At 72.9% G+C, this 23,240-nt stretch carries 21 protein-coding genes; 7 read left to right on the forward strand and 14 right to left on the reverse strand.

Annotation, left to right across the window (positions count from 1 at the left end; genetic code table 11):
- Positions 1–26: 26 nt before the first annotated feature.
- The 3 genes from ABT369_RS33165 to ABT369_RS33175 are packed head-to-tail and all read right to left on the reverse strand — an operon-like array spanning position 27 to position 2,821.
- Positions 27–842, reverse strand: a complete 816-nt coding sequence (locus ABT369_RS33165; RefSeq protein ID WP_350617870.1) for an SDR family NAD(P)-dependent oxidoreductase — start codon at positions 840–842, stop codon at positions 27–29.
- On the reverse strand, positions 833–2,137 hold the full coding sequence (locus ABT369_RS33170) for a flavin-containing monooxygenase (protein ID WP_350617871.1): 1,305 nt from the start codon (positions 2,135–2,137) through the stop codon (positions 833–835). Before ABT369_RS33170 ends, ABT369_RS33165 begins: the two co-directional genes overlap by 10 nt.
- Before the next feature lie 33 nt (positions 2,138–2,170).
- Complete coding sequence (locus ABT369_RS33175; protein WP_350617872.1) at positions 2,171–2,821, reverse strand: TetR/AcrR family transcriptional regulator; 651 nt, start codon at positions 2,819–2,821, stop codon at positions 2,171–2,173.
- A 43-nt stretch (positions 2,822–2,864) separates the two neighbouring features.
- On the opposite strand from ABT369_RS33175, the gene ABT369_RS33180 reads away from it, so the two are divergent.
- The gene (locus ABT369_RS33180; RefSeq protein ID WP_350617873.1) at positions 2,865–4,190 is read left to right on the forward strand and encodes an MFS transporter; all 1,326 of its coding nucleotides are present in this window, start codon (positions 2,865–2,867) and stop codon (positions 4,188–4,190) included.
- On the opposite strand, the gene ABT369_RS33185 is transcribed toward ABT369_RS33180, so the two are convergent.
- The 7 genes from ABT369_RS33185 to ABT369_RS33215 all read right to left on the reverse strand — a co-directional run bounded on the left by ABT369_RS33185 (position 4,191) and on the right by ABT369_RS33215 (position 12,975).
- Positions 4,191–5,033, reverse strand: a complete 843-nt coding sequence (locus ABT369_RS33185) for an alpha/beta fold hydrolase (RefSeq protein WP_350617874.1) — start codon at positions 5,031–5,033, stop codon at positions 4,191–4,193. It lies immediately after the preceding gene.
- Between the two features lie 77 nt (positions 5,034–5,110).
- Positions 5,111–6,379, reverse strand: a complete 1,269-nt coding sequence (locus ABT369_RS33190; protein WP_350617875.1) for a carbohydrate-binding protein — start codon at positions 6,377–6,379, stop codon at positions 5,111–5,113.
- A complete protein-coding gene (locus ABT369_RS33195) occupies positions 6,364–6,987 on the reverse strand; it encodes a GNAT family N-acetyltransferase (protein WP_350617876.1) in 624 nt (207 codons plus the stop codon). The genes ABT369_RS33190 and ABT369_RS33195 overlap by 16 nt, the downstream gene beginning before the upstream one ends.
- 8 nt (positions 6,988–6,995) lie before the next feature.
- Positions 6,996–7,958, reverse strand: a complete 963-nt coding sequence (locus ABT369_RS33200) for a Gfo/Idh/MocA family protein (RefSeq protein WP_350617877.1) — start codon at positions 7,956–7,958, stop codon at positions 6,996–6,998.
- Positions 7,955–9,031, reverse strand: coding sequence for a GntR family transcriptional regulator (locus ABT369_RS33205; RefSeq protein WP_350617878.1), 1,077 nt, complete (start codon positions 9,029–9,031; stop codon positions 7,955–7,957). Before ABT369_RS33205 ends, ABT369_RS33200 begins: the two co-directional genes overlap by 4 nt.
- A 119-nt stretch (positions 9,032–9,150) precedes the next feature.
- Positions 9,151–11,982, reverse strand: coding sequence for a GH92 family glycosyl hydrolase (locus ABT369_RS33210; protein WP_350617879.1), 2,832 nt, complete (start codon positions 11,980–11,982; stop codon positions 9,151–9,153).
- 402 nt (positions 11,983–12,384) lie between these two features.
- On the reverse strand, positions 12,385–12,975 hold the full coding sequence (locus ABT369_RS33215; RefSeq protein ID WP_350617880.1) for a hypothetical protein: 591 nt from the start codon (positions 12,973–12,975) through the stop codon (positions 12,385–12,387).
- Positions 12,976–13,046: 71 nt separating this feature from the next.
- Between ABT369_RS33215 and ABT369_RS33220 the strand changes: the two genes are divergently transcribed.
- Complete coding sequence (locus ABT369_RS33220) at positions 13,047–13,604, forward strand: HEAT repeat domain-containing protein (RefSeq protein ID WP_350617881.1); 558 nt, start codon at positions 13,047–13,049, stop codon at positions 13,602–13,604.
- Entirely contained in the window at positions 13,601–14,248 is a 648-nt protein-coding gene (locus tag ABT369_RS33225; protein ID WP_350617882.1) for a hypothetical protein, read from the forward strand. Before ABT369_RS33220 ends, ABT369_RS33225 begins: the two co-directional genes overlap by 4 nt.
- 7 nt (positions 14,249–14,255) lie before the next feature.
- On the opposite strand, the gene ABT369_RS33230 is transcribed toward ABT369_RS33225, so the two are convergent.
- On the reverse strand, positions 14,256–14,552 hold the full coding sequence (locus ABT369_RS33230) for a hypothetical protein (protein ID WP_350617883.1): 297 nt from the start codon (positions 14,550–14,552) through the stop codon (positions 14,256–14,258).
- A gap of 93 nt (positions 14,553–14,645) precedes the next feature.
- Between ABT369_RS33230 and ABT369_RS33235 the strand changes: the two genes are divergently transcribed.
- A complete protein-coding gene (locus ABT369_RS33235) occupies positions 14,646–15,083 on the forward strand; it encodes a hypothetical protein (RefSeq protein WP_350617884.1) in 438 nt (145 codons plus the stop codon).
- 138 nt (positions 15,084–15,221) lie between these two features.
- On the opposite strand, the gene ABT369_RS33240 is transcribed toward ABT369_RS33235, so the two are convergent.
- The gene (locus tag ABT369_RS33240; RefSeq protein ID WP_350617885.1) at positions 15,222–16,316 is read right to left on the reverse strand and encodes a substrate-binding domain-containing protein; all 1,095 of its coding nucleotides are present in this window, start codon (positions 16,314–16,316) and stop codon (positions 15,222–15,224) included.
- A 236-nt stretch (positions 16,317–16,552) separates the two neighbouring features.
- Between ABT369_RS33240 and ABT369_RS33245 the strand changes: the two genes are divergently transcribed.
- Positions 16,553–17,275, forward strand: coding sequence for a hypothetical protein (locus ABT369_RS33245; protein ID WP_350617886.1), 723 nt, complete (start codon positions 16,553–16,555; stop codon positions 17,273–17,275).
- A gap of 56 nt (positions 17,276–17,331) precedes the next feature.
- On the opposite strand, the gene ABT369_RS33250 is transcribed toward ABT369_RS33245, so the two are convergent.
- Positions 17,332–17,736, reverse strand: coding sequence for a nitroreductase family deazaflavin-dependent oxidoreductase (locus ABT369_RS33250; protein ID WP_350617887.1), 405 nt, complete (start codon positions 17,734–17,736; stop codon positions 17,332–17,334).
- A gap of 79 nt (positions 17,737–17,815) precedes the next feature.
- Entirely contained in the window at positions 17,816–20,020 is a 2,205-nt protein-coding gene (gene katG, locus ABT369_RS33255; RefSeq protein WP_350617888.1) for a catalase/peroxidase HPI, read from the reverse strand.
- A gap of 112 nt (positions 20,021–20,132) precedes the next feature.
- Between katG and phzG the strand changes: the two genes are divergently transcribed.
- Both phzG and ABT369_RS33265 read left to right on the forward strand, forming a co-directional pair.
- Positions 20,133–20,738 carry a phenazine biosynthesis FMN-dependent oxidase PhzG gene (phzG, locus tag ABT369_RS33260; RefSeq protein ID WP_350617889.1) on the forward strand — a complete coding sequence of 202 codons (606 nt, stop codon included), beginning with the start codon at positions 20,133–20,135 and terminating at the stop codon, positions 20,736–20,738.
- Between the two features lie 69 nt (positions 20,739–20,807).
- Positions 20,808–23,222, forward strand: a complete 2,415-nt coding sequence (locus ABT369_RS33265; RefSeq protein ID WP_350617890.1) for a SpoIIE family protein phosphatase — start codon at positions 20,808–20,810, stop codon at positions 23,220–23,222.
- The last annotated feature ends 18 nt before the right edge of the window (positions 23,223–23,240 follow it).

Below are 23,240 nucleotides of genomic sequence, written 5' to 3' on the forward strand. Positions count from 1 at the left end.
ACGGTGGCGCGTCGCCAGGTCCGGCGTCAGCGCGCGCGGCGGCGCATGCCGGACGCCAGCTCGGCGGCGTCGAGGTCCCCGGCGGCCAGGCGGGCCCGCACGGTGCGGGTGACCATCGCGGCGGCCAGCGACGGCAAGTGCCGGGCGATCGCCATCTCGACGCGGCCGCGCGGGGTCGTGGCCACGTCGCGGGGCGGGCGCCTGGCGGCGGCGGCGTGCAGGATCGCGGCCACGACGCCCTCGACCGGCTCGTGGCGCGAGACGCCCTCCAGGGACAGGCCGGCCTGCGCCGTCGCCTCGTGGATCGGGGACGCGACCATGCTCGGGTACACCACGCTCACGCCGATGTGCGAGCCGACCTCGAGGCGCAGGGCGTCGGCGTAGGCGGCCAGGGCGCGCTTGCTCACGCCGTAGGCGGCGGCCAGGGGCAGCGGCAGCACGGCCATCCGGCTCGCCACGAACACGACCCGGCCGCGGGTGCGCTCCAGGGCCGGGATCGCGGCGGCGGTCGTGCGCCAGGCGGCGAGCAGGTTCACCTCCAGCTGGCGGCGGACCTCCGCGCCCGGGGGCAGCTCGGCCGGGGCCGGGCCGCCCACGCCCGCGTTGTTGATGAGCAGGTCCAGGCCGCCGAGGAGGTCCACGGCGTGCTCGACGGCCGGCGGCACCTCGGTGTCGGAGGTCAGGTCGCAGCGCAGCATCGGGGCCGGGCTCGTGATGGAGGGCACGAGGTCCAGGCCGACGACCTGCGCGCCCGAGGCCAGCAGCCGTTCGGTGAGGGCCCGGCCGAACGTGCCGGAGGCGCCCGTGATCAGCACCCGGCGGCCGTGCAGCGTCAGCGCCATCGCACGTCACCTTCCGTGGATCGGCGCCGCAGCTCGGCGGCGGCCTCGGCGAGGTACACGTCGAAGTCGACGCGCATGGCGGGCCGCCGCGAACCCCAGCGCTCCGTCGCCGCCCGCAGGTGCCGGTCGCAGTCCGCGCGCTGCACGGCCGCCGGCGGGAGCGCATACTGCCCGGCCAGGAACGCGCCGACCAGCCGGGCCTGCGCCTCGACCACGGGCAGGGCGGCGCCGGTGGACTGCATGAGGCCCACGAAGAACAGGCCCGGCGCGTCGAGGTGGAAGATCCGGCGGTACAGCGGCAGCCGGTCGGCCCCCGGGCCCAGCAGGGCGGCGTCGAGGAACGGCAGGTCGACACGGTAGCCGGTGCACCACACGATGAGGTCCACGGGGTCGCGGCGGCCGTCGGCGAAGCACACCGCGTCGCCGTCGAGGCGCTCGATGCCGGGCCGAACGCCGATCTCCCCGTGTGTGATCCGGGGGAGCAGGCCGTCGGACAGGGTCGGGTGGTCCTGCAGAAATCCGTGCGACGGCGCCGGCAGCCCGTAGCGCTGTGGCGGCCCGACCGCGAGCCGCAGCAGCCGCTCGCTGACCCGCTGCCGCAGCCGCCACGGCAGCCGCCGGGCGAGCGCGCCGTTGAGGGTGTCGGCGGGCCGGCCGAGCAGGTACTTCGGCACGATCCAGACCCCGCGGCGCAGCGACAGCAGGGTCGAGACGGCCACGTGCGAGGCGTCGACGGCGATGTCCATGGCCGAGTTCCCGCCGCCGACCACGAGCGTCCGGCGCCCGGCGAGCTGCTCCGGCCCGCGGTAGTCGTGGCTGTGCATGGACTCGCCGCCGAATCGGCCCGGGTACATCGGCTCGGGCAGCCGGGGCACCGCGTTGTGGCCGGTGGCGACGACGACGGCCGGGGTCTGCCGGGTCCCGGTCGCGGTGGAGACGGTCCAGGAGCCGTCGGCGGCCCGGGTCACCGCGGTCACGGTCTCGCCGTGGCGGATGTCCTCGGCCAGGCCGAACGCGTCGGTGTAGGCGGCGAGGTAGTCGGCGATGTGCTCGTGGTCGGGGTAGTCGGGCCAGTCGGCGGGCATCGGGAAGTCCGCGAACTCGGTGCGGGTGCGGCTGGTGTTGAGGTGCAGCGTGCGGTAGGCCGACGAGCCGGGGGCGCCGAACACCCACAGGCCGCCGGGGCGCTCGCCGGCGTCGAGGCACACGACGGGGACGTGCCGGTCGCGCAGCGCCTTCACCGTGGCCAGGCCGGCCGGGCCCGCGCCGATGACGACGACCGGTTTATCCAACACGTGATGGATAATGCGCCGAGACGTCGACGGCGGTCAAGCCGTGCCGTACATCCGCCGCAGCCATCGATGCGCGAAGGTGCGGGCCGCGCGCTGCCGGTCCGGGTCCGGGCCCTCGTGCAGCACGTGCACGGCGTGCGCGTGCAGGGCCCAGATGAGGCTGCGCACCGCCGTGTGCGGGTCGGGCTCGTGCAGGACGCCGGCCGCGTCGGCCGCCGTGAGCAGGTCGGCGACCTGGGCGTACAGCGGCGCCGAATAGCGCTCGTCGAGCCCCTCGTGCCCGGCCGGGTCGAGCCAGCGCCGCAGCCACAGCCCGGTGTTCTCCGGGTGCGCCTCCAGGAAGTCCACGAACGTGTCGACCAGGCGGTGCAGCACCGGCAGCACGGCGTCGGCCCCGCCCGGCAGCGCCAGGCGCGCGTCGGCCAGCACCGGGCCGAGCGCGGCCCGCTCGGCGTCGTGCACGAGCCCGAAGCAGGCCTCGTACAGCGCCGCCTTCCCGCCGGCGTGGTGGTGCACGGTGGCGACGTCGACGCCGGCGGCCTCGGCGACCTGGCGCAGGCTCACCGCGGCGAACCCGTGCCGGGCGAACAGGCCCACCGCCACCCGCAGGATCGACTCGCGGGTGGCGGCGCGCTCGTCCCGCCGGGGGCGGCCCGGTCCGCGGCGGGGGGTGTGCTGAGGCTCCATCGTCGCCTAGTATCCATCAACCGTTGGATTACCTGGGGGCGGGATGGACGGCACGCGGCTACCCCGAGGCGGCCTCGCCGCGTTCGCGACCGGCTCCTTCGGCATGGGCATCTGGGTCACGGTGCCGGGGCTCTTGCTGCTGTACTTCCTCACCGACGTCCTCGCCGTCGCCCCGCTGCTGGCCGGCACCGCCCTGCTCGTGCCGAAGATCGCCGACGTGGTGCTGCACCCGTGGGTGGGCACCGTCTCCGACGCCGGCCTGGCCCGCCACGGCAGCCGGCGCCGCCTGCTGCTGGCCGGCTGCGCGCTGGTCCTGCCGTTCGCGGCGCTGTTCGCGGTGCCGGCCGGGCTCTCCGGCCCCGCCGCGGCCGGCTGGGTCGCGGTGGCCTTCGTCGCGGGCAACCTGCTGTTCGCCGCGTACCAGGTGCCCTACCTGGCCACCCCGGCCGACCTCGCGATCGGCTACCACGAGCGCACCCGGCTCATGGGCTTCCGCATGGTGGTGCTGACCGTCGGCATCCTCGCCAGCGGTCTCGCCGCGCCGCTGCTCGCCGGGCGCGAGGACCCGACCCGGGCCGGCTACGCCACCATGGCCCTCGTGCTCGGCGGGCTGATGCTCGCCGCGATGCTGACCGGCGTCGCGGGCGTGGGCCGACTGGCCGCCACGGCCCCGCTGGAGCGCCCGCGGTCCGGCCCCGCGCTGCTCGTGGCGCTGCGGGACCGCCAGTTCCGCCTGCTCGCCGGCTCCTACCTGGCCATGTCGACCACCTCGCACCTGGTGCTCGCCGCGGTGCCCTACTACAGCGAGTACGAGCTGGGCCGCCCGAAGCTCACCACCGTCCTCGTCGCCGCGTTCCTGGCCCCGGCCCTGCTCGCGACGCCGGCCTGGGTCGCGGTCGCGCGCCGCTGGGGCAAGCAGCGCGGCCTGCTGCTCGCCCAGGCCGTCTTCGTGGCCGGGTGCCTCGTGCTCGCGGCCGGCGCGGCCGCGGGCGTGGCGGCGCTCGTGGCCGCGGTGGCCGTGCTCGGGGTCGCGTTCGCCGCGCTGCAGCTGCTGCCGTTCTCGATGCTGCCCGACGTCGTGGCCGCCTCGGGGCGCCCGGAGAGCGCGGGCAGCTACACGGGCGTGTGGACCGCGGCGGACTCGCTCGGCGGGGCGCTCGGGCCGTACGTGTACGCCGCCTGCCTGGCCCTGGGCGGCTTCGTCGCGGGCGCGGACGCGGCGGCCCAGCCGGACTCGGCCGTCACCTGGATCCGGCTCGGCTTCGGCGCCGTGCCGGCGGCGCTGATGCTCGCCGCGATCGTGCTCCAGCGCAGGTACCGCCTCGACGCGTCGGCCTCCACCCGGGAAGCGGCCCAGGAAGCAGCCTAGCTAAACCAGGCGCAGGGCCTCGGCGGCGATGAGCTCCGGCTCGGTGAACATGACCAGGTGCCCCGACGCCTCGGCCGGGACCAGCCGCCCGTTCGGCAGGGCGTCGGCCGTGCGGCGGTGGGCGTCCGTCACCGCTGCCCGCACCCCGCGGTCGAACCGGGCCGGGGCCGTGCCGGAGATGACGGTCACCGGCAGGTCGCCCAGGCGCGGCGGCTCGGCCCGCAGCTGCCCGAGATCCTCGAGCAGGCACTTGAGCTCGGCCGACATCGTCCGCGCCGCGCGCACCGTGAAGTCCTCGGCCCGGTGCTCGGCCGCCACATCCGACGGCTGGACCATCCCCGGCCGCGCGGCCATCGGACGGTACAGCCCCGTGCGCGCCATCGCCGCGACGAGCCGGCACGTGAGCGCGAAGCGGTAGCGGGCGGCCTTGGCGAAGTACAGCTCGCATTGCTCGTCCGTCGGGTCGACCAGCACGAGCCCGCGGACGCGGTCCGGCTCGGCCGCGGCCGCGGCGCGCACGAGCGGGCCGCCCCAGCTGTGCCCGACGAGGACGAACGGGCCGTCGCCGAGCGCCCGCAGCAGCGCGTCGAGGTCCGCCGCCATCCGGCCGAGCGTGAGCGGCTCGGGGTCGTCGTCGCTGCGCCCGGTGCCGGCCCGGTCGTAGACCACGGCACGGGTCCGGGCGGCGACGAGCGGCTGCACCAGGCCCCAGACGGAGCGCGACAGGCCCATGCCGGAGGCGAACACGACGGTCGTGTCGCCCTCGCCGCGGGTCATGTAGTGCAGCCGCCGTCCGTCTCCGGTCCCCGCCCAGCCGCTCTCGCCGTACGAATGCTCCGCCACGCGAATAGGTTAGGTCAGCCTCATCAACTGGTGACTGAGAGAGCGATCACGTCCCGGCCGATCGGCACGGCCGGAACTCAGGCGATCTGGGTGATTTTGCACCAGTTCAGGTCGAAGCCGCCGGCGGCGGCGTACAGGCCGAGCTGATGGGTGCCGGCCGGCAGGTTCACCTCCAGCGACACCGTCTGGTACTGGCCCAGCCCGCCGGTGCTGGGCAGCGCGCGGTCGCCCAGGGGCGTCGCGCCCTCGTTGATGTCCAGCGACAGCTTCGAGCCGGCGCCCGTCGTCGCCACGCGGTACTCGACCAGGTAGCGCGCTGCCTTCGGGATCGTCACGTTCTGCATGGCGATCCAGTCGCCGGTGTCGAACGACACCGCCTTGCCGCCGCCGGTGTCCGGGGTCGTCTTCGTCGTGACGCCCTGCATCGCGTTGTACGCCTCGGCCTCGAAGGAGCGGGTGTGGCAGCCGCCCGCGGCGAGCTCGCAGATGTCGGCGCGCACGGTGGACACCTTCAGGTCGTCGTACCAGATCCACGAGTCGTTGGCGGGCGCGAACGCGGTCGTGCCGCCGCCCGCGAACGAGGAGAAGTAGGCCTTGTCCACCACGTCGGCGTTGCGCACGAAGCGCAGGTTGCGGATGCTGCCCGACGCGGCGCCGTTGAACCAGATGTCGATCTCGCCGTCGCGGTTGGCGTTGCCGTTCGTGACGGTGTTGACCTTCAGCCGCTGCACCAGGTTGACCCAGGAGCCGCGCGGATAGTAGATCAGCGAGCCGTCGGCGCGCTTGAGGTCGAGGAAGTCGCCGTAGGTGTCCGAGTGGTCCATGTCGTAGTAGTAGATGGCCGCCTTGCCGCCGCTGCGCCAGATCATGCGCGAGCTGAAGCCGTTGTACCCGTCGCAGACCTGGCCGCCGGAGCAGGACGCGCCGCCGGCCAGCCCAAGGCCGACCTTGCCCGCGAACTCGGTCGTGCCCCAGCTGAAGTCGCTGCTGAAGCGGACCCAGTACGACTGGTAGTACTCGCGTCCGGGGCTGAGCGTGAACGGGGCCTGGGCGCCGGAGTCCTCGGGGCCGATCTTGCCCTTCGGGTAGAACACCCGCAGCGACTGCCCGCCGGAGTGGTTGAAGTTGTAGCCGTCGATCCACGTGCGGTTGCTCATCCCGAGGTCCCAGGGCGCGCTCCAGCCGTCCTGGGCCCAGTTCGCGAGCGTGTAGGCGCTGCCCCGGGCGGGGCGTTCGAAGGTGTTGTACCGCAGGTTCACGGCGGCGGACGCGGGCGAGCCGGCCACGGTGGCGCCGAGGAGCAGCAGCAGGGCGGTGACGAGGGCGATCCTCACCAGGTTGCGCACGTTTGCCTCCATTCGGGGAGGTCGAGGACGAGCGTTCGTCCCCACGGATGACGGTGGGCCTCGGTGAAGCCGAGCGCGAAGTAGAAGGTGACGGCCTTCCGGTTCGCCTCGGCCACCCCGAGATGGACGCCGGGGACGCCACGGCGGTGGAGCGCCCCGAGGACGGTGCCCATGAGCCGGCGGCCGCACCCCCGGCCCTGGGCCCGGGCGGCGACCTTGATGTGCAGGTGCGCCGGATGGCTGTCGTGCCATGGCCGGCGGGGGCCGGACCCGGCGTGGATGGCGGCGACGAGCGCGTGGTCGCGGGTGCCGTCGTGCGGGTCGGGCGTCAGGGGGTACCGCCGCCGAAGCCTCGGCCACCAGCACCGCTCGGCCCAGTCGGCGAAGCGGGCCGTGTCGGCGACGGCGGCGACATAGCCGGCGACGCCGTCGACGTCGGCGACGAACGTCAGGCCGGGGGAGGCGGCCAGGTAGGGGCCCGCATAGAGGTGGCCGGGCAGCTCGGGGCGGTGGTAGCGGGGCGGTGCGGCGGCGCCGGTGGCGTCGACGGCCGCGCACAGCCGGTAGATCGCGGCGGCGTCGGCACGCGCGGCCGGTCGGACACGCACGCCCGGGTTCATGCCAGGCTGCCGGCGGCGGCGTAGATGGCGTGGACGGTCTCGACGACGCCGCGGCCGTAGTCGCCGCCGACCGCCGGTGCGCGCCGGTCCCGGCACGCGGCGGCGAAGTCGGCCAGCTGCGCGGCGAACGCGGCCGCCGGTCCGGCCGGGCCTGTCGCGAGCGGCGTCTCGGTGCCGTCGTCGCGGCTCAGGACGGCGCCGTCGGCCGCCGACCAGCGCAGCGAGCCCCGCTCGCACACCACGACGGTCTCGTCGAGGTACGCGGGCACGGCGCTGGTGAGCAGGAAGCTCGCCGGCACGCCGCTGTCGAGCTCGACGGTGCCCATGGCGTCGGTCTCGACGGCGTGCCCGTCGCGGCGCCACACGCGCCCGGTCGCGGCGACGACCGAGCCGCCGCCGAGCCACTGAATGCGGTCGAGGCCGTGGATGCCGACGTTCATGACGATCCCGCCGCCGGCCATCGCCGGGTCGAAGAACCAGCCGGGGCGCGACCCGCGGCGGTAGTGGGAGGTGCGGCGGTGGCTGATCGCGAGCACGTCGCCGACCGTGCCCGAGCGCAGCGCCTCCGCGGCCCGGTGGGCGACGGGATCGAAGCGGACCACGTGCCCGACGGCGAGGACGACGCCCGCGGCCGCGCACGCCTCGATCATCGCGGTGCAGTCGGCGACGGTCGTGGCCATCGGCTTCTCGACGAGCACGTGCACGCCCGCGGCGGCCGCGTCGAGGGTGAGCCGCGCGTGCAGGGCGTGCGGGGCGGTGACGACGACCGCGTCGAGGCGCTCGCGGGCCAGCATGGCGCGGTGGTCGGCGTAGGCGGCCGCGCCCGCCGCGGCGGCTATCGCCCGGGTCGAGTCGGCGCGGATGTCGCACACGGCGGTCACCCGCACGCCCGCGACGGCGCGGGCGGCCTCGAGGTGCTCGGCGGCGACGATGCCGGTACCGATGATGCCCAGTCTCATGCTGGCACCCGCTCGGTCCGGCGCGCGGGCGCGCACGAGCCGCGGACCGTGAGCCGGGGCTGCAGCTCGACCCGGTGGGCCGGCGTGGCCGGGTCGGCGAGGATGCGCAGCAGCAGCTCGGCGGCGAGCGCGCCCACCTCGGCCTTGGGCGGGGCGACGGCGGTCAACGGCGGGTCGACGAGCTCGGCGACGTCGTCGTCGTAGGCGACGAGGGAGAGGTCCTCGGGCACGCGCAGGCCGGCCTTGCGGGCCGCGTGGCGCAGGCCGGCGGCGTCGCGGTCGCCGTGGCAGAACACCGCGGTGACTCCGGCGTCGCGGCAGTGCACGGCGTACGCGGCGATCTGCTCGGCCGTCCACTCCTCGTGCCGCACCACGGACCCGGGCACGACGTCGAGGCCGAGCGCGGCGGCGGCGAGCCCGAAGCCGTCGGCGACCGCGGCCGAGTTGCCGGTGCGGACCCGGCCCAGGAAGCCGATGCGGGTGTGGCCGAGGCCGGCGAGGTACCGCATCGCCGTGTGCACCCCGCCGACGTGGTGGGTGGTGACGTACGACGAGGGGTCGTCGGGCTCGGGCGCGGGCGGGCGGCGCTCGACGAGCACGTAGGGCACGGGAAGGCGGCGCAGCTCGTCGGCGTACCCCTGCGGGTCGTCCATGACGTGCAGCGCGGGCACGAGCAGCAGCCCCTCGACCCCCGCGTCGAGCAGGCGGTGGATCTGGCTGCGCTCCAGGTCGGGCCGGCCCTCGGAGGAGGCGAGCATGACCCCGGCGCGGGCCGCGGTGAGGGCGCGCTCGATGCCCTCGATGACCTTCGGGTAGTAGTACGACGTCGACGGCACCAGCACCCCGACGGTGCGCCGCGCGAGGGCGGGCACGCCGACGACGTAGGTGCCGGAGCCCTGCCGGCGCACGACGACGCCCTCGGCGACCAGCCGCCCGACGGCCCGGCGCACGGTGTTGAGCCCGACGCCGAACCGCGCGGCGAGCTCCGGCTCGGTGGGCAGCCGGCCGCCGACCGGCACCGCCCCGGACGCCACGAGGTCCCGCAGCCGCCCGGCCACCGCCTCGGTTTTCATTCCACCGGGGAATGAATCGTCATCCCTGGATACCGCCATGCGGGGAATCGTGCTGGACGGCAAACCGGCCCGTCAATGGCGCGAATTCATGCCATGACGGGCCGGTCATCACACGGTCGTCAGCTGTACGCCTCGAACTCGTAGATTCGCGCGGCGCCGCCGGTTCCGGACTGCTCCGCGGTGACGACGTTGAGCCTGAGGTACCGCGCCGAGACGTTCACCGCGTGGTTCGTGACGCTGGCGGTGTTCCCGCGGGCCGACACGATCGTCGTCCACGTGGTGCCGTCGTTGGACGCCTGCACGTCGTAGTCCTTGGTGTTCCACGACGTCGACTCCCCGCCGGCCCCGGCGTGCCGGATGGTGATCGTCCTGACCGTGGCCGCGGCGCCGAGGTCGACCCGCCACCACTTCGAGGCGCTCGTCGAGCACCACTTGTCGCTGGTGCCGCCCGAGACGCTGCCGTTGTCGGCCTTGGCCGGGCCCTCGTTGGCGTTGCAGGACGAGTCCGCGGTGGCGGGCTTGTTCAGCGCCAGGTTCGCCGACGCGGGCGGGGCGGAGTCGGACGACGGCGGCGCGTCCGCGGCGGCGCTGCCCCACGAGGTGTTCGCGGTCGTGCCGAGGGTCAGGTCGACGGTACCGCCGGCCGCGAGCAGGCTCTCCGGCAGCCACGGCTTGGTGGTCGTCGCCCCGTTGAGCTTCGCGCTCTGGATGTAGGGCGCGTTCGTGGCGGCGCCGGTGCCGTTGATGGTGATGGTGGCGCCGTTGCCGCGGTGGATCGCGACCTGGCTGAACAGCGGGCTGCCCAGCAGCAGCTCGCCGCGGCCGGGGGTGAGCGGGTAGACGCCCATGGCCGCGAAGACGTACCACGACGACATCGCGCCGAGGTCGTCCTGGCCCGGAATGCCGCCCGGGGCGCTGGACCACAGCGTGTTCACGACCTGGCGGACGGTCTGCTGCGTCTTGTACGGCTGGCCGGCGAAGTCGTAGAGCCACGGCGTGCCGATCGACGGCTCGTTGCTCAGGTCCGACTTGGTGCCGCCGGCGTTGGACAGCGCCCAGCTGCCGTCGCTGTTGTGGAAGAACGAGTCCAGGCGCGACGCGGCCGAGCCCGCACCGCCCATCTTGGCGAACAGGCCGTTCACGTTGAAGGGGACCATCCAGGTGTACTGCGCCGCGCTGCCCTCCGCGAACCCGTCCGAGCTCGCCGGGTCGAACGACTGCCAGGCCCCGGACGAGTTGCGCTGCTGGATGTAGCCGGTCGCGGGGTTGAACACGTTCTTCCAGTTCTGCGCGCGGCCGAGGAAGGTCGCGGCGTTGCCGCTGTCGCCGAGGCGCCCGGCCAGCTGCGCGATGCCGAAGTCGGCGGAGACGTCCTCGAGGGTTTCCCCCGCACCGCCCCACGCGTTGCCGTCGGACGGCACGTAGCCGATCGACAGGTACTTGTCCAGCGACGGCCGCTCGCCGACCACCATGACGTTCCAGCCGGTGCGGCTCAGGTCCGCGGCGGTCACGGTCGTCGCGGCGTGGACCATCGAGCTGAGCGCGCCCGCGGCGTCGAACGTGGTGCCGCCGAAGGCGTAGATGCTCGCCACGGCCGCGTGGCCAGGGTCGCCGGTCATCACGTGCGTGCCGCCCTGGTTGTGCGTCCAGCGGTCCCAGACGCCGTTGTTCTGGTTCGCCTGGTTGAGCAGCGACTGGGCGATGTCCGCGCCGATGTCCGGCCGCAGGAGCGTGACGAGCTGGACCTGGTCGCGGTAGACGTCCCAGCCGGAGAAGTTCGCGTACTGCGCGTGCTGGGCCCCCGAGACCGTGTGCACGGCCTGGTCCATCCCGCGGTACTGGCCGTTGGTGTCGCTGAACACGTTGGGGTGCAGCAGGGAGTGGTACAGCGCGGTGTAGAACGTGGTCTGCTGCGCGCTCGTGCCGCCGGTGATGGCGACCCGGTTCAGCTCCGCGTTCCAGGCGTCGTGGGCCCGGGTCCGCACGGTGTCGAACGTCGTGCCGGCCGGGTTCTCGGCGTCGAGGTTGGCCTTGGCGTTGGCCGCGCTGACGTAGGAGATGCCGACCCGGACGCCGACCGCCTGGCCGGAGCTGGTGTCGAAGGAGACGTACGCGCCGGAGCCCTTGCCCGCGGGCGGCCAGCCGGCGGTGCCGTAGGTGGTGCCGCCGCTCGAGCTCGTGGACCCGGGCGACAGCGTGCCGTCCTGCCAGGTGCCCGTGCTCGCGAAGGGCTTGTCGAAGGCGGCGTAGAAGTACAGCGTGTAGTAGCTGCGCCGGTCCTCGGTGTTGATGTAGCCGCAGAAGTTGCCGCTCGTGACCGACCCGCTGATGACCCGGTTGGCGCTGTCCACCGTGGTCGTCGCGGCGCTGGAGCCGACCTCGGAGTTCGAGGTGCGCACCAGCAGGGAGGCGGTCTTGCCGGTCGGATACGTGAACCGGCCCGCGCCCGTGCGGGTGGTGGCCGACAGCTCGACGTTGACGCCGGAGTCCAGGCCGACGCGGTAGTACCCCGCGGTGCCGGTCTCGTTCGCGTGCTGGAAGCCGCTCGCGTACGTCGCGTCGGTGTTGTCCGAGGAGGGCGACGAGCTCACCGTGCCGGGGTACGGCAGGAATGGAATGTCCCCGGATCCACCGGTGCAGCCCGTGCCCGACATGTGGGTGAGGCTGAACCCGCGCGTGCGGGTGACGTTGTAGTCGTAGCCGCCCGGCTGCGGGGTGCGGGTCTGGTCGCCGCGCGTGTTCTCGGGGCTCCACTGCACCATGCCGAAGGGCGTGTCGGCCCCGGGGAAGGTCTCACCGGAGTTGGCGGATCCGATGAGCGTGTTGACGGTGGCGGCGGGATCGGCCACCGCGGCGCTCGCGCCGGGTATGGCGCTCAGCTGGACGGCGCTGACGAGCAAGGCGAGTGCCGCCGAGGCCGTCAGGGCACGCCGAAGGGCTTGTGGACGCACGGGGATACGCCTCCTGGAGGGATGGCTGCGCCGTCGCAGGGCTCTGGCGGGAGCGCGGCGCGGGAACAGGTCAACGACTTTCGTCGATCCCTAAAGGAAGCTAACAATGCTCGCCATCGATGACAAGGGAAAGTTTTGTAAAAATTTGCCGCTCGCCGGGGTGGTGGAATCTTTGGCCGCGTGATGGAGGCTGCGCGGCGTGAGCTGGGCCGGTGCGGGACTCTCCGGCGGCGTGGCAGGAGCTGCGCTACGAGCGGTCCACGGACGCTCATACGGCAACCCGGGCGGTGGTGTTGTGGGCGTTGCAGTACGACCGGCGGCCCGGGATCTCCCGCTGGTGCGGTGGCTGGTCGAGCAGGAGGCGCCGTTCCAGCTCGGCTCCGGCGCGTCGGACCGATCCGCCTACGTGGGGTTGAGGCCGAGTCGCTGGAGGAGTTGCAGGAAGAGGTCTTCGGCGAACGTCTCGCGCCCGTCCAGGACGCTCGCGATCGCTTCGACGGCGTCGGGGACCAGGCCGGCGTCCCGCGCCCAGGCCTGCGCGGAACTGGCGCCCGCCATGCCGCCCGGCGCTTGAGCGAGGATTTCGCTTCGCGTCAGCTCGACCTTGGCCTCGTACGCGGGGTCGCTCCAACCGTCGCCGAGGTAGTTGCCGTCGTCGTCGAAGGGAGCCGGCGGATCCAGCAGATAGCCCATCGCATATTTGAGTTGCAGCCACGCTTCCCAGAGCCGCACGGATGTCCCGGTGGCGACCACGTGGACGGCGCTGCTGTCCAGTACGCGGCCGAGCAGCACTGGGGCTCCGGTCACGGCGTGCAGTTGTTCGAGGAGATCGTCAGGGAGTGAGCCGGCCGAGTCCCGCACAACCCACACCCGCCAGCCCGCGCTCCATGCGCCATCGCGGGAATCGGCGCCTTGCAGCGCCGTGATCGCCGGCAACACCTGTGCCGGCGGCTCGTCCGAGCGCAGGACCACGTAGGTGCCCCAGAACCCCATCGTTGCCCTGCCCGACGTCGGAGGATGATCTCGGCCGGGAGTCTAGACCGAATGATCTCTATTCTTGAAGGGTGTCTCAGACCCTCGACGAGCTGTTGCTCGCACTCGTCGCAGCGGGTGCCGACGAGGACGCTGCATCACTGATCGATGAGATCGAGGGGCTCGTCGAAGACGATCCGGAGGGCAGCCGCGCCGCCGTCTGGTCCTATGCCGGCGACGAGGGGATGCGGCTTCGGCTGATCGGCTTCCTCGGCGACCCGCGCGACTTCGACCTTCTCGCGGCGCATCTTGCCGATCCACGGCTGCGGCACACGGCGTTGGAGGCGCTCGCCAACCAGCCGGACGCCGAGCGGGCCGACGCTGTGGCCCGGTCGTTGCTGGACGACGCCGATCCCAGGGTTCGTTCGAGGGCCGCGGGCATGGTGGCCTTCTGGGCGAGACCCGGGGCGCTCGACGTGTTGCTGCCGCTCGCCGATGATCCGGCGCCGCACGTACGGATGGTGCTCGGCTGGCATCTCGGCGGCCTGCGCGACCGGGCAGCTGAACCGACACTGCTTGCGTTGCTCGAGGACCCGGACGAGCAGGTGCGCGAGTTCGCCGCTCGCGGCCTCGCGAGGATGCATCCGTGACCTGGGACGACGCGCTGAACGAGTCGGACGTCCTCGGCATTCGACTCGAGCCGTCCGCGGGCTGGTGCGACCTGCTTCTTCATGTCCTGGCGCTGCCGGAGACCGGTCCGATCGACCCTGACGCGCGTCGCATTCTGCGGCTCACATCGCCTGCACAGCTGCGGATCCTGTTGCGCGGAGAGTCCGGGCACGGCCCGGTCATCTCGCTCGACGGCCTGGACATGGTCGAAGCGTTCTTCGCATCGCTCAGTTGGTCCGGGTCAATGCGTGGCTGGAAGTTCCTCGACGACCCGTCGCTCACGCACGGCTGGCCGGCCGCGACGAGCCTCACCGTTGACCTGCGCTCATCGACCGGATCGCACTCGCTGTACTGGTTCAACGAATGCGGGCGGGACGAGGGCGAAGCGAAGGTCGCCTATTGCATCGAAGGGACCGTCACGTTCGAGAGTCTCGAAGTCTTGCGGGCTGACGGGACTGTGCAACCGCTGCATGAGTTCGTCTCCGAAGGACGGCGCTTCTGGCGGGCCTTGCACGCAGGTGATGACCGGGTCAGCGTAGGGGCCCAGCAGGCTGCGCAGACCGGCACGCCCTCGTGGCGTCGGAACGTCCGGAATTGGGGCTCGGGGGACGCTCGAACCAGCTGAGATATCGCTACAGCAGGTCGAAGAGCGTCTCGATCCGGGCGGTCAGGATCGGGTCGATGTCACCGTCCACCCGGAAACTCACGACGCTGCCGCCAACCGATCGGGCGAGGTGGACCATGAGCGGCGGCACTCCTTGGAGCGGGTAGCTGAACCAGCCCTCGGCCGACTCGTCGTCGGTGCGCTCGATAGCGCCGGTCAGCGCGGCCTCGTCGAGATGGTCGTACTCGTACCCGATGTACCGGCTGACGAGCTCCAGGAATCGAACGACGTTGTCCTCGAACACCCACCCAGCGACGGACACCACGGTGGAAGTATGCGCCACCCGGCCCAGCACGCCGCGCCGCGGCGGCGACAGCCGGCGACGAGCACCCGACCTGCGGCATGACAGCATGTCGGGGTGGACCAAGCCCGGCAGTATCCGGTGGTTCGGACCGGCGCCGATGCGGGTCCGCGCCTCGAATGGGAGAACTGGGCGGTCCTCTTCGTCCTGCAAGCGTCTCAGGGCCTCATCGGTCCCGAGATTCTCGGCATCAGCGTGGAGGCCGGGGCAGAGGAGATCATCGTCCACGTCTGCCTACGCGAGGACGGCGAGCCGGTCGCCGAGGATCTTGACGACCTGGTGTCGGAGTTCGACGCCGTCCAGGCCGGCATCGTGGAGCCGCCCGCTCGGCTCATCGTGGCGAAGTACCTCGGCACGACCGATCCCCGCTGGCCTGGCTATGCCCACCCCAGGATCTATCTCGCGAGCGATCGCATGCGGGATGCCTGCGTCGGTGAGAACAGCCCGAGCCAGCCCATCGAAACCGTCGTGCCGCGCACCGACCGCTCGACCTGACTGACGTCGGGCCCGCTTCGCCTGCCGTCGCCGTCAGTGCAAGATTGCCGATACCGGCCCCCGGCGGGGCGGCCACCGCTTGGCCAGGAGGGCGGGTACGCGCCCGGGCTTCCCGCACGCCCGGGCCCGCGTATCGGGTCAGGGGGATTCGTGGGGATAGACGTTGACCGGCAGTACCGTCATCGCGCGCGGTTTGTTGCCCTCGACGGCGCGAATGAGGACGGACGTGGCCGCCTCCGCCATCCTTCGAGAGTCTTGGACTACGGTGCCCTGGAAGTTTGTCCCGCCGGCCCGTATGACCGACATGGCTTCATCGGTGCCGTCAACCCCGATCACGAGCAGTTCGCTGTTGCTGTGACCGAGCGCCTTCTCCTCTTCGATCGCATCGACGGCGCCGAGCGCCATTTCGTCGCTGGTGCAGAAGATGACGTCTACCGGCCGCCCGTGCCGGCGCGATCTGCGCAGGTGCCTGCTGACGATTTCCTCAGCCTTGCCGCGGACGAAGGCGCCGTGTGGGTTGACCTCCACGCTGGCGCCGGGCAACTTGTCGGCCAGCGTTTCCACGAACGCCTTCTGCCGACCGGCTTGACCCGTGCCCGCGATCACCAGGATGTGCGGGCTGTTCTTGTGGGCCTTGATCATTCTGTCGGCCACCCAACGCGCGGCCTCGACACCGATGTCGGCCTGACTTGAGCCCACGTAGCACGAGCGGGCGGGGAGGTCATCCGGCTGAGCGAACGGCATCACGTCGACGAACACGACCGGAAACTCGACGCTGGAACAGAACCTGCGAAGGTCGGCGGTCATGGCTTCGGGCTCGGCCACGATGAGGAACGCGCCGGAGTAGTCGCGCGGTCGGCGAGTGGCCTCGGCGAGTTGCAGCATCTGGCCCTGGCCGCTGAAGTCGTGGAGTGGAAGCTTGAGTGTCGCCTCGAATCCCTGGGTCTCGAGGGTTTGCACGGCATGCTGCACGAACGCCGCGAGCCAATGCTTCTGAGCGAAAGCCGGAATCATGACCAGCACTCGCTTTTGTCGGACGACGCGACTGCGCACGAGAAACAGGGCGAGGGTGACGGCGGTTGCGGACGCCAGAACGAGTGACCAGAACGGCGTGGGGAGCATGAGCCAGCGGGCCTTGGTCGTGACGCCGGAAATCTTGGCAGCGATTGCCAGGATTGCCCCACTGGCGAGCGAAACCGCCAGCTCGGAGATCAGGCGCCTGGAATGTCCCACAGCAGTCCTATTCGTCGAGTTGTGAGCTGCGATGATCTGCGCGGACTACGAATCCACGTCCTCCTTCATGACACTCGCGTGTGTCAAGCGGGCGACAACCGAAGCGGAGTTCGCCGCGCGTCGGTCCGGTGGCGCCTGAGGTTCGGCGGTCGCCGTCCGCGGGCTGCGGACCTCGGCTGCCCACTCGCCGCACCCCGCCGCCGGAACGCGGACCGGTCCCTTGCGAGCATGGGAACGTGGCGGGATTCAGTTACAAGACATCGTGGCTGGCTGTGCGGAGCCGGACAGCCGAGGATGTCGCCGACGCGCTCGGATTGCACGACCGGGAGGTGCTCGACTGGGCGACCGGCACCGAACGGGCCTACCAGCACGGCGTGTACGTGGCCGCGCCGTTGTCGGAGTGGACGCTGGCCCACGGCCGGCGGCATCTGCCGGCGGGCTTCGACGCGGCCGACCCGCGCTTTTGCGAGTGGCTGCGGCAGCTGAGCCGGGATCTGGGCGAGGTCCAGTATTTCGCCAACGAGCGGGTCTCCGACTATTACGTCTGGGCCCGGGCCCGTGACGGCGAGGTGTTGCGCGCCTACTGCTGCATCGGCGAGCGGGGTGAGGTGCCGCTGTTCGTCGGTGACCCGACGGACGACGAGGTCGAGATCGGCAAGGGCACCCGAGGCGGCCCAGGGGCCGGGCGTGAGACCTGGTCCGACGAGGAGTGGGCGGCCTGGTTCGCCGCCATGCCGTCGGAGGGCGACGTGATGGTCATGGCCGGCCGCTGGAGCGTTGACCCGGCCGCGATCGACGATTCGGCTGTGACGGCCGCCGGCATCCACGGCCTGCCGCCAACGGTCCGGCACACCGCCCGCGTTCGGGAGACTGCCGAGCCATCCCATGGTGATGAAGCGGGGAGAATCGAAGCCGACGCGGCGTTCTGGCGCCGGTTCCGTGCCGGCGGCAAGCCTTGATCATCCGGGCGGGGCGTGGGCCGGGGCCGCGGGGCGGGCCCCGGCCGCCGTGACGGTCAGGTTCGGGTCAGGGCGAACAGCGGAATGCGCCGCGCCGTCTTCGTCTGGTAGTCGCCGAACCCGGGCATCCGGGCCACGAGCCGCTTCCACGTCGCCGCGTAGTCCTCGCCCAGGATCTCCTCGGCGTGCACGCCCACGGTCTCGGTGCCGACCTCCGCCGTGGTGTCCGGATTGGCCTTGAGGTTGTGGTACCAGTCGGGGTTCTTGTCCGCGCCGGCCGCCGAGGCGACGATCACCATGCGGTCGCCGTCGGGTAGGTAGGCCACGGGGTTGACGCGTTCCGTGCCGGTCCGGGCGCCGCGGTGGTGGATGAGCAGCAGCGTGCCGCCCTCGAACGGTCCGCCGACCCTGCCGCCGTTGGCGCGGAACTCCTCGATGATCTGTGTGTTCCAGTCGCTCACGGATCCATCAGAACACGATCGCCCTCGGCGCGGCGAGGGTGAGCGGCCACCGGCCGGTGCCGCTCACCCCGCAACGTGATCACGCCACGTCGAAGCGGTCCAGGTTCATCACCTTGTCCCACGTCTTCACGAAGTCGCGGACGAACTTGTCCTTCGCGTCGGCGCTGGCGTAGACCTCGGCGATCGCGCGCAGCTGGGAGTGCGCGCCGAACACGAGGTCGACGGCGGTCGCGGTCCAGGTGAGCTTGCCGGTGGCGTCCCGGCCCTCGTAGACGTTCTCGTCCGACTTCGACGCCGACCATTCGGTGCCCGCGCGCAGCAGGTTGGTGAAGAAGTCGTTGCTCAGCGTGCCCGGGCGGTCGGTGAGCACGCCGTGCGCGGTGCCGCCGTGGTTGATGCCGAGCGAGCGCAGGCCGCCGACCAGGACGGTCATCTCGGGTGCGCTCAGGTTCAGCATGAAGGCGCGGTCGACGAGCAGGATCTCCGGCGGCAGCTTCTCGCCGGGGCGCACCCAGTTGCGGAAGCCGTCGGCGCGCGGCTCGAGCACCGCGAAGGACTCGACGTCGGTCTGCTCCGCCGTCGCGTCGGTGCGGCCCGGGGTGAACGGCACGGTGATGTCGTGGCCCGCGTCGCGCGCCGCCTTCTCGACGGCCGCGCAGCCGCCGAGGACGATGAGGTCGGCGAGGGACACGGACGTCTTGGACTCGGACACGGACTCCGCCTGGATGCGTTCGAGCACCGGCAGTACCGTGGCGAGCTGATCCGGATCGTTGACCGCCCAGTCCTTCTGGGGCGCGAGGCGGAGCCGGGCCCCGTTGGCGCCGCCGCGCTTGTCCGTGCCGCGGAAGCTCGCCGCCGCCGCCCACGCGGTCGCGATGAGCTGGGTGGCGGACAGGCCGGAGTCGAGCAGCTTGGCCTTGAGCGCGGCGATGTCGTCCGCGCCGAGCGTGCCGGTCGCGGCCGGCACCGGGTCCTGCCACAGCTGCGGCGCGGGGATCCACGGCCCGAGGTACCGCGCGATCGGCCCCATGTCGCGGTGCAGCAGCTTGAACCAGGCCTTCGCGAACGCCTCGGCGAGCTCCTCCGGGTGCTCGTGGAAGCGCTTGGCGATCGGCCCGTAGATCGGGTCGAAGCGCAGGGCGAGGTCGGAGGTGAGCATCATCGGGGCGTGGCGCCGCGCCGGGTCGTGCGCGTCGGGCACGGCGTCCCGGGCCGCGCCGCCCTTGGGGGTCCACTGCTTGGCCCCGGCCGGGCTGGTGGTCAGCTCCCAGTCGTAGTTGAACAGGTTGTCGAGGAAGCCGTTGTCCCACTGGGTCGGCGCGGTCGTCCAGGCGCCCTCGAGCCCGCTGGTGAGCGCGTCGGCGCCCTTGCCGGTGCCGGACGGGTTCTTCCAGCCCAGGCCCTGCTGCTCGATCGGCGCGCCCTCGGGCTCCGGGCCCAGGTGCGCCGGGTCGTGCGCGCCGTGCGCCTTGCCGACGGTGTGCCCGCCGACGATGAGCGCGACGGTCTCCTCGTCGTTCATCGCCATGCGGCCGAACGTCTCACGGATGTCCCGCGCGGAGGCGAGCGCGTCCGGCACGCCGGCGGGCCCCTCCGGGTTGACGTAGATGAGGCCCATCTGCACCGCGCCGAGCGGCTCGGCGAGGTCGCGCTCGCCGCTGTAGCGCTCGTCGCCGAGCCAGGTGTCCTCCGGGCCCCAGAAGATCTCCTCGGGCTCCCAGATGTCCTCGCGGCCGAAGCCGAAGCCGAAGGTGGTGAACCCCATCGACTCGTAGGCCACGTTCCCGGCGAAGATGAGCAGGTCGGCCCACGAGATCTTCTGGCCGTACTTCTCCTTGACCGGCCACAGCAGCCGTCGCGCCTTGTCGAGGCTGGCGTTGTCGGGCCAGCTGTTGAGCGGCGCGAACCGCTGGGCGCCGCTGCCGCCGCCGCCCCGGCCGTCGGCGGTGCGGTAGGTGCCGGCCGCGTGCCAGCTCATGCGGATGAACAGGGGCCCGTAGTGGCCGTAGTCGGCCGGCCACCAGTCCTGCGAGGTGGTCATCAGCTCGGTGAGGTCGCGCTTGAGCGCCTCGACGTCGAGCGTCGCGAACTCCCGGCGGTAGTCGAAGTCGCCGTCCATCGGGTTGGCGCGAGCCGTGTGCCGGTGGAGCACGGAAAGGTCGAGTTGGTTGGGCCACCAGTCCCGGTTGGTCCGCGGCCGGCTCGGGGCCTTGGCGGTCGGGGCCGGGATGGCCGGGTTCTCACTCTCGCTGGTGCTGGCGGTCACGTCCTTGTTGTCAGACACGTCGCTTCTTCTTCCCAAGATTTCTGGAATCAATCAAGTCTGAGTCATTGACCAGCCTACCGCCACCCGCCCGGCGAGGCCCGCCGAACGCGGCGAACGGTACCGTGAAGGCGTGCCCACCGACCTGGAACTACCCGAGTTCGAGGACCCGCCGGACGATCCCGTCGCGCTGCTGCGGTCCTGGCTCGGCGCGGCCGCCGAGCGGGGCGTCGGGCTGGCGAACGCGGTCGCCCTGGCAACCGCCGACGCCGGCGGCACACCGTCCAGCCGCACGGTGCTCGTCCAGCACATCCGCGACGACGGGCTGGTGTTCGGCACGCACACCGTGAGCCGCAAGGGCCGCGACCTGGCCGCGCGCCCCTACGCCGCGGCGACGTTCTTCTGGCGCGAGACCCTCCAGCAGGTCCACGTCGCCGGCCGGGTCCACCGGCTGCCCGCCGCCGAGGCCGACGCGCTGTTCGCCGAGCGGGCGCCGGTCGCGCGGGCGATGGCGGCGGCCTCCCGCCAGAGTGAGCCGATGCTCGACGAGGCGGCGCTGCGGGCCCGGGCCGCCGAGCTGGGCGCGGACGGACCGGCCGCGCGGCCGGACACGTGGGCCGGCTACCGCATCGAGCCCGCGGCCGTCGAGTTCTGGCACGACGAGACTGACCGCCTGCACCGCCGCCTGCGCTACGACCGGACCCCGGCCGGCTGGACCTGGACCCGCCTGCAGCCCTGACGGAACCGGCGCGGCGGGCGGCACCGGGAGTGGTTGGCGCCCGCGGGGGCGGGACGCGATGATGTGCGCATGGTCGACGGGACGGACGTGCTGCCCTCCGCCGACGTGCTCGCGATGCTCGACGCCGATCCGCAGGGGTGGGGGTTCGCCCGCGCGGTGCGCGACGGCGGCGGGGACATCGTGGACTTCGAGATCGTGCACCTCAACGACGCCGGGGCGCGATACGTCGGGCGGGAGCGCGCGGAGCTCGTCGGCCGGCGGTTGCGGGACCTGTGGCCCGACACCGTCAACGACAGCACGATCCCGCTGTACCGCAAGGTCGTCGAGTCCCGCGAGCCCGTTACCCGCACCGTCTACTACGACCGCCCCACCCTCGCCGGGCACTTCGAGCTGTGGATCGGGCCCAGCGGCGACGGGTTCGCCGCCCGGTTCGTCGATCTGCGGACGGTCACGCTGGGGCCGCAGTCCGCGGGCGGGACGCGGCTCTACGAGGTGCTCGACGCCGCCTTCGACGGGTTCACGCTCCTGCGCGCCGTGCGCGACGCGTCCGGGGCGGTGCGCGACTTCGTGTGCGAGTACGTCAACCGGCCCGGCGCCGTGCTGACCGGCCGCTCCGTCGAGGAGACGATCGGGCGGCGCTGGAGCGAGCTGGCCGGGCCCGACGGGCAGGCCCGGGACCTGCTCGAGCGCTGGCGCGAGGTCGCCGAGACGGGCCGGGCGTGGCAGGGGCAGCTGCGCTACGACCGGCTCGGCCAGGTCTGGCAGCTCGGCGCCGCGCCCGCCGGGGCCGACAGCGTGGCGGTCTCGTTCCGCGACGTCAGCACGCTCGTCGGGCAGCAGGAGCGGCTCGAGCAGAGCATGGCCGCGGCCCGCCGGGCGGCCGGGCGCAACGCCGCGCTGCAGGCGGTCACCGCGGCCCTCGTCGCCGCGAGCACGGCCGCGGACGTGTACGCGGCGATCGGCGCCGTGCTGCGGCCCTCGGCCGGCGGGCAGGGGCTGGCGGTGCTGCTGCGCCGCGACGACCACCTGGTGCTGCAGTACCACGCCGGCTACGAGCCGCAGGTGGTGGCGCGTCTGCAGGCGGTACCGCTGCGGCATCCGTATCCGGCGACCGAGGTCGCCCGCACCGGGCGGGCCCGCTACCTGAGCAGCCTGGACGAGTTCGTCGCGGCGCAGTCCGGCGACTCGGCCCCGATCCCCAGCGGCGGGCGGCAGGCGTGGGCGTTCCTGCCCCTGGCCGCGGCCGGCGACGTGCTCGGCACCCTGGTCATCGGCTACGGCACCCCGCGCGAGTTCGACGAGGGGGAGCGGGCCAACCTCGCCGCGTTCGCCGGCGTGTGCGCGCAGGCGATGCAGCGGGCGCTGCTGTTCGAGGCCCAGCTGTCCATCGCCGGGGAGCTGCAGCGGGCCCTGCTGCCCGCGGAGCTGCCGCAGGTGCCGGGGCTGCGGCACGCCGCGCAGTACCTCCCGTGGACCCACGGCGCCGACGTGGGCGGCGACTGGTACGACGTCATCCCGCTCGGCCACGACGTGGTCGCGGTCGTCATCGGCGACGTCGTCGGGCACAACGCCACCGCCGCCGCGGTCATGGGCCAGGTCCGCAACGCGCTGCGGGCGTACGCGGCCGAGCGGCACAGCCCGTCCGTGGTCATGCAGCGGGTCAACCGGCTGCTGCTGGACCTGCAGCCCGACGCCGTCGCCACCTGCTGCTACCTCGAGCTGCACCTGGCCGAGGGGACCGCGACCGCCGTGCTGGCCGGCCATCCGCCACCCGTCATGCGGGCCGGCGACGAGGCCGGCATCCTGGCGCTGCGCTCCGGGCCGCCGCTGGGCGTCAGCGCCACGGTCGTGTTCAGCGAGACGACGTTCCTGGTGCCCGGCGGGGCCAACCTGCTGCTCTACACCGACGGGCTGGTCGAGGACCGCCGGTACGACATCGACGACGGCCTCGCCGACCTGTGCAGCGCCGTGGGCTCCGCCCCCTCGGGCGACCCGGGCGCCATGCTCGACCACGTGCTGACCTCCGGCGTCGGCCCGCGCCCGCGCACCGACGACGTGGCCGTCGTCTGCCTCGCCGTCGACCCGCGCGCCGAGGCCGAACGGCCGCCGGCGGCCCAGCGGCGCTTCCGCGGCGACGCCGTCAGCGCCTCGGCCGCCCGGCGCTTCGCCGCCGACGTGCTCACCGCCTGGGGCGAGCGCCGCATCGCCGACGACACCCTGCTCCTGCTCGACGAGGTCATCACCAACGCCATCCAGCACACCGTCGGGGCCGTCCTGGTGCGCCTCGAGCTCGGCGCCGAGCGGCTGCGGGTCACCGTCGCCGACCGCAGCGAGCGGCTGCCCAGCCCGCGCCCGGCCGGCGCCGACAGCGAGAACGGGCGCGGGCTGCTCATCGTGGCGTCGGTCGCGGCGGCCTGGGGCACGTCGCCGATCCCGGCCGGCGGCAAGGAAGTCTGGTTCGAGGTCGCGCGCAACGGCCGGTGAGGACTACGCTCGGTGCCG

The sequence above is a fragment of the Dactylosporangium sp. NPDC000244 genome (genome assembly GCF_040300725.1).
Taxonomy (GTDB): Bacteria; Actinomycetota; Actinomycetes; order Mycobacteriales; family Micromonosporaceae; genus Dactylosporangium.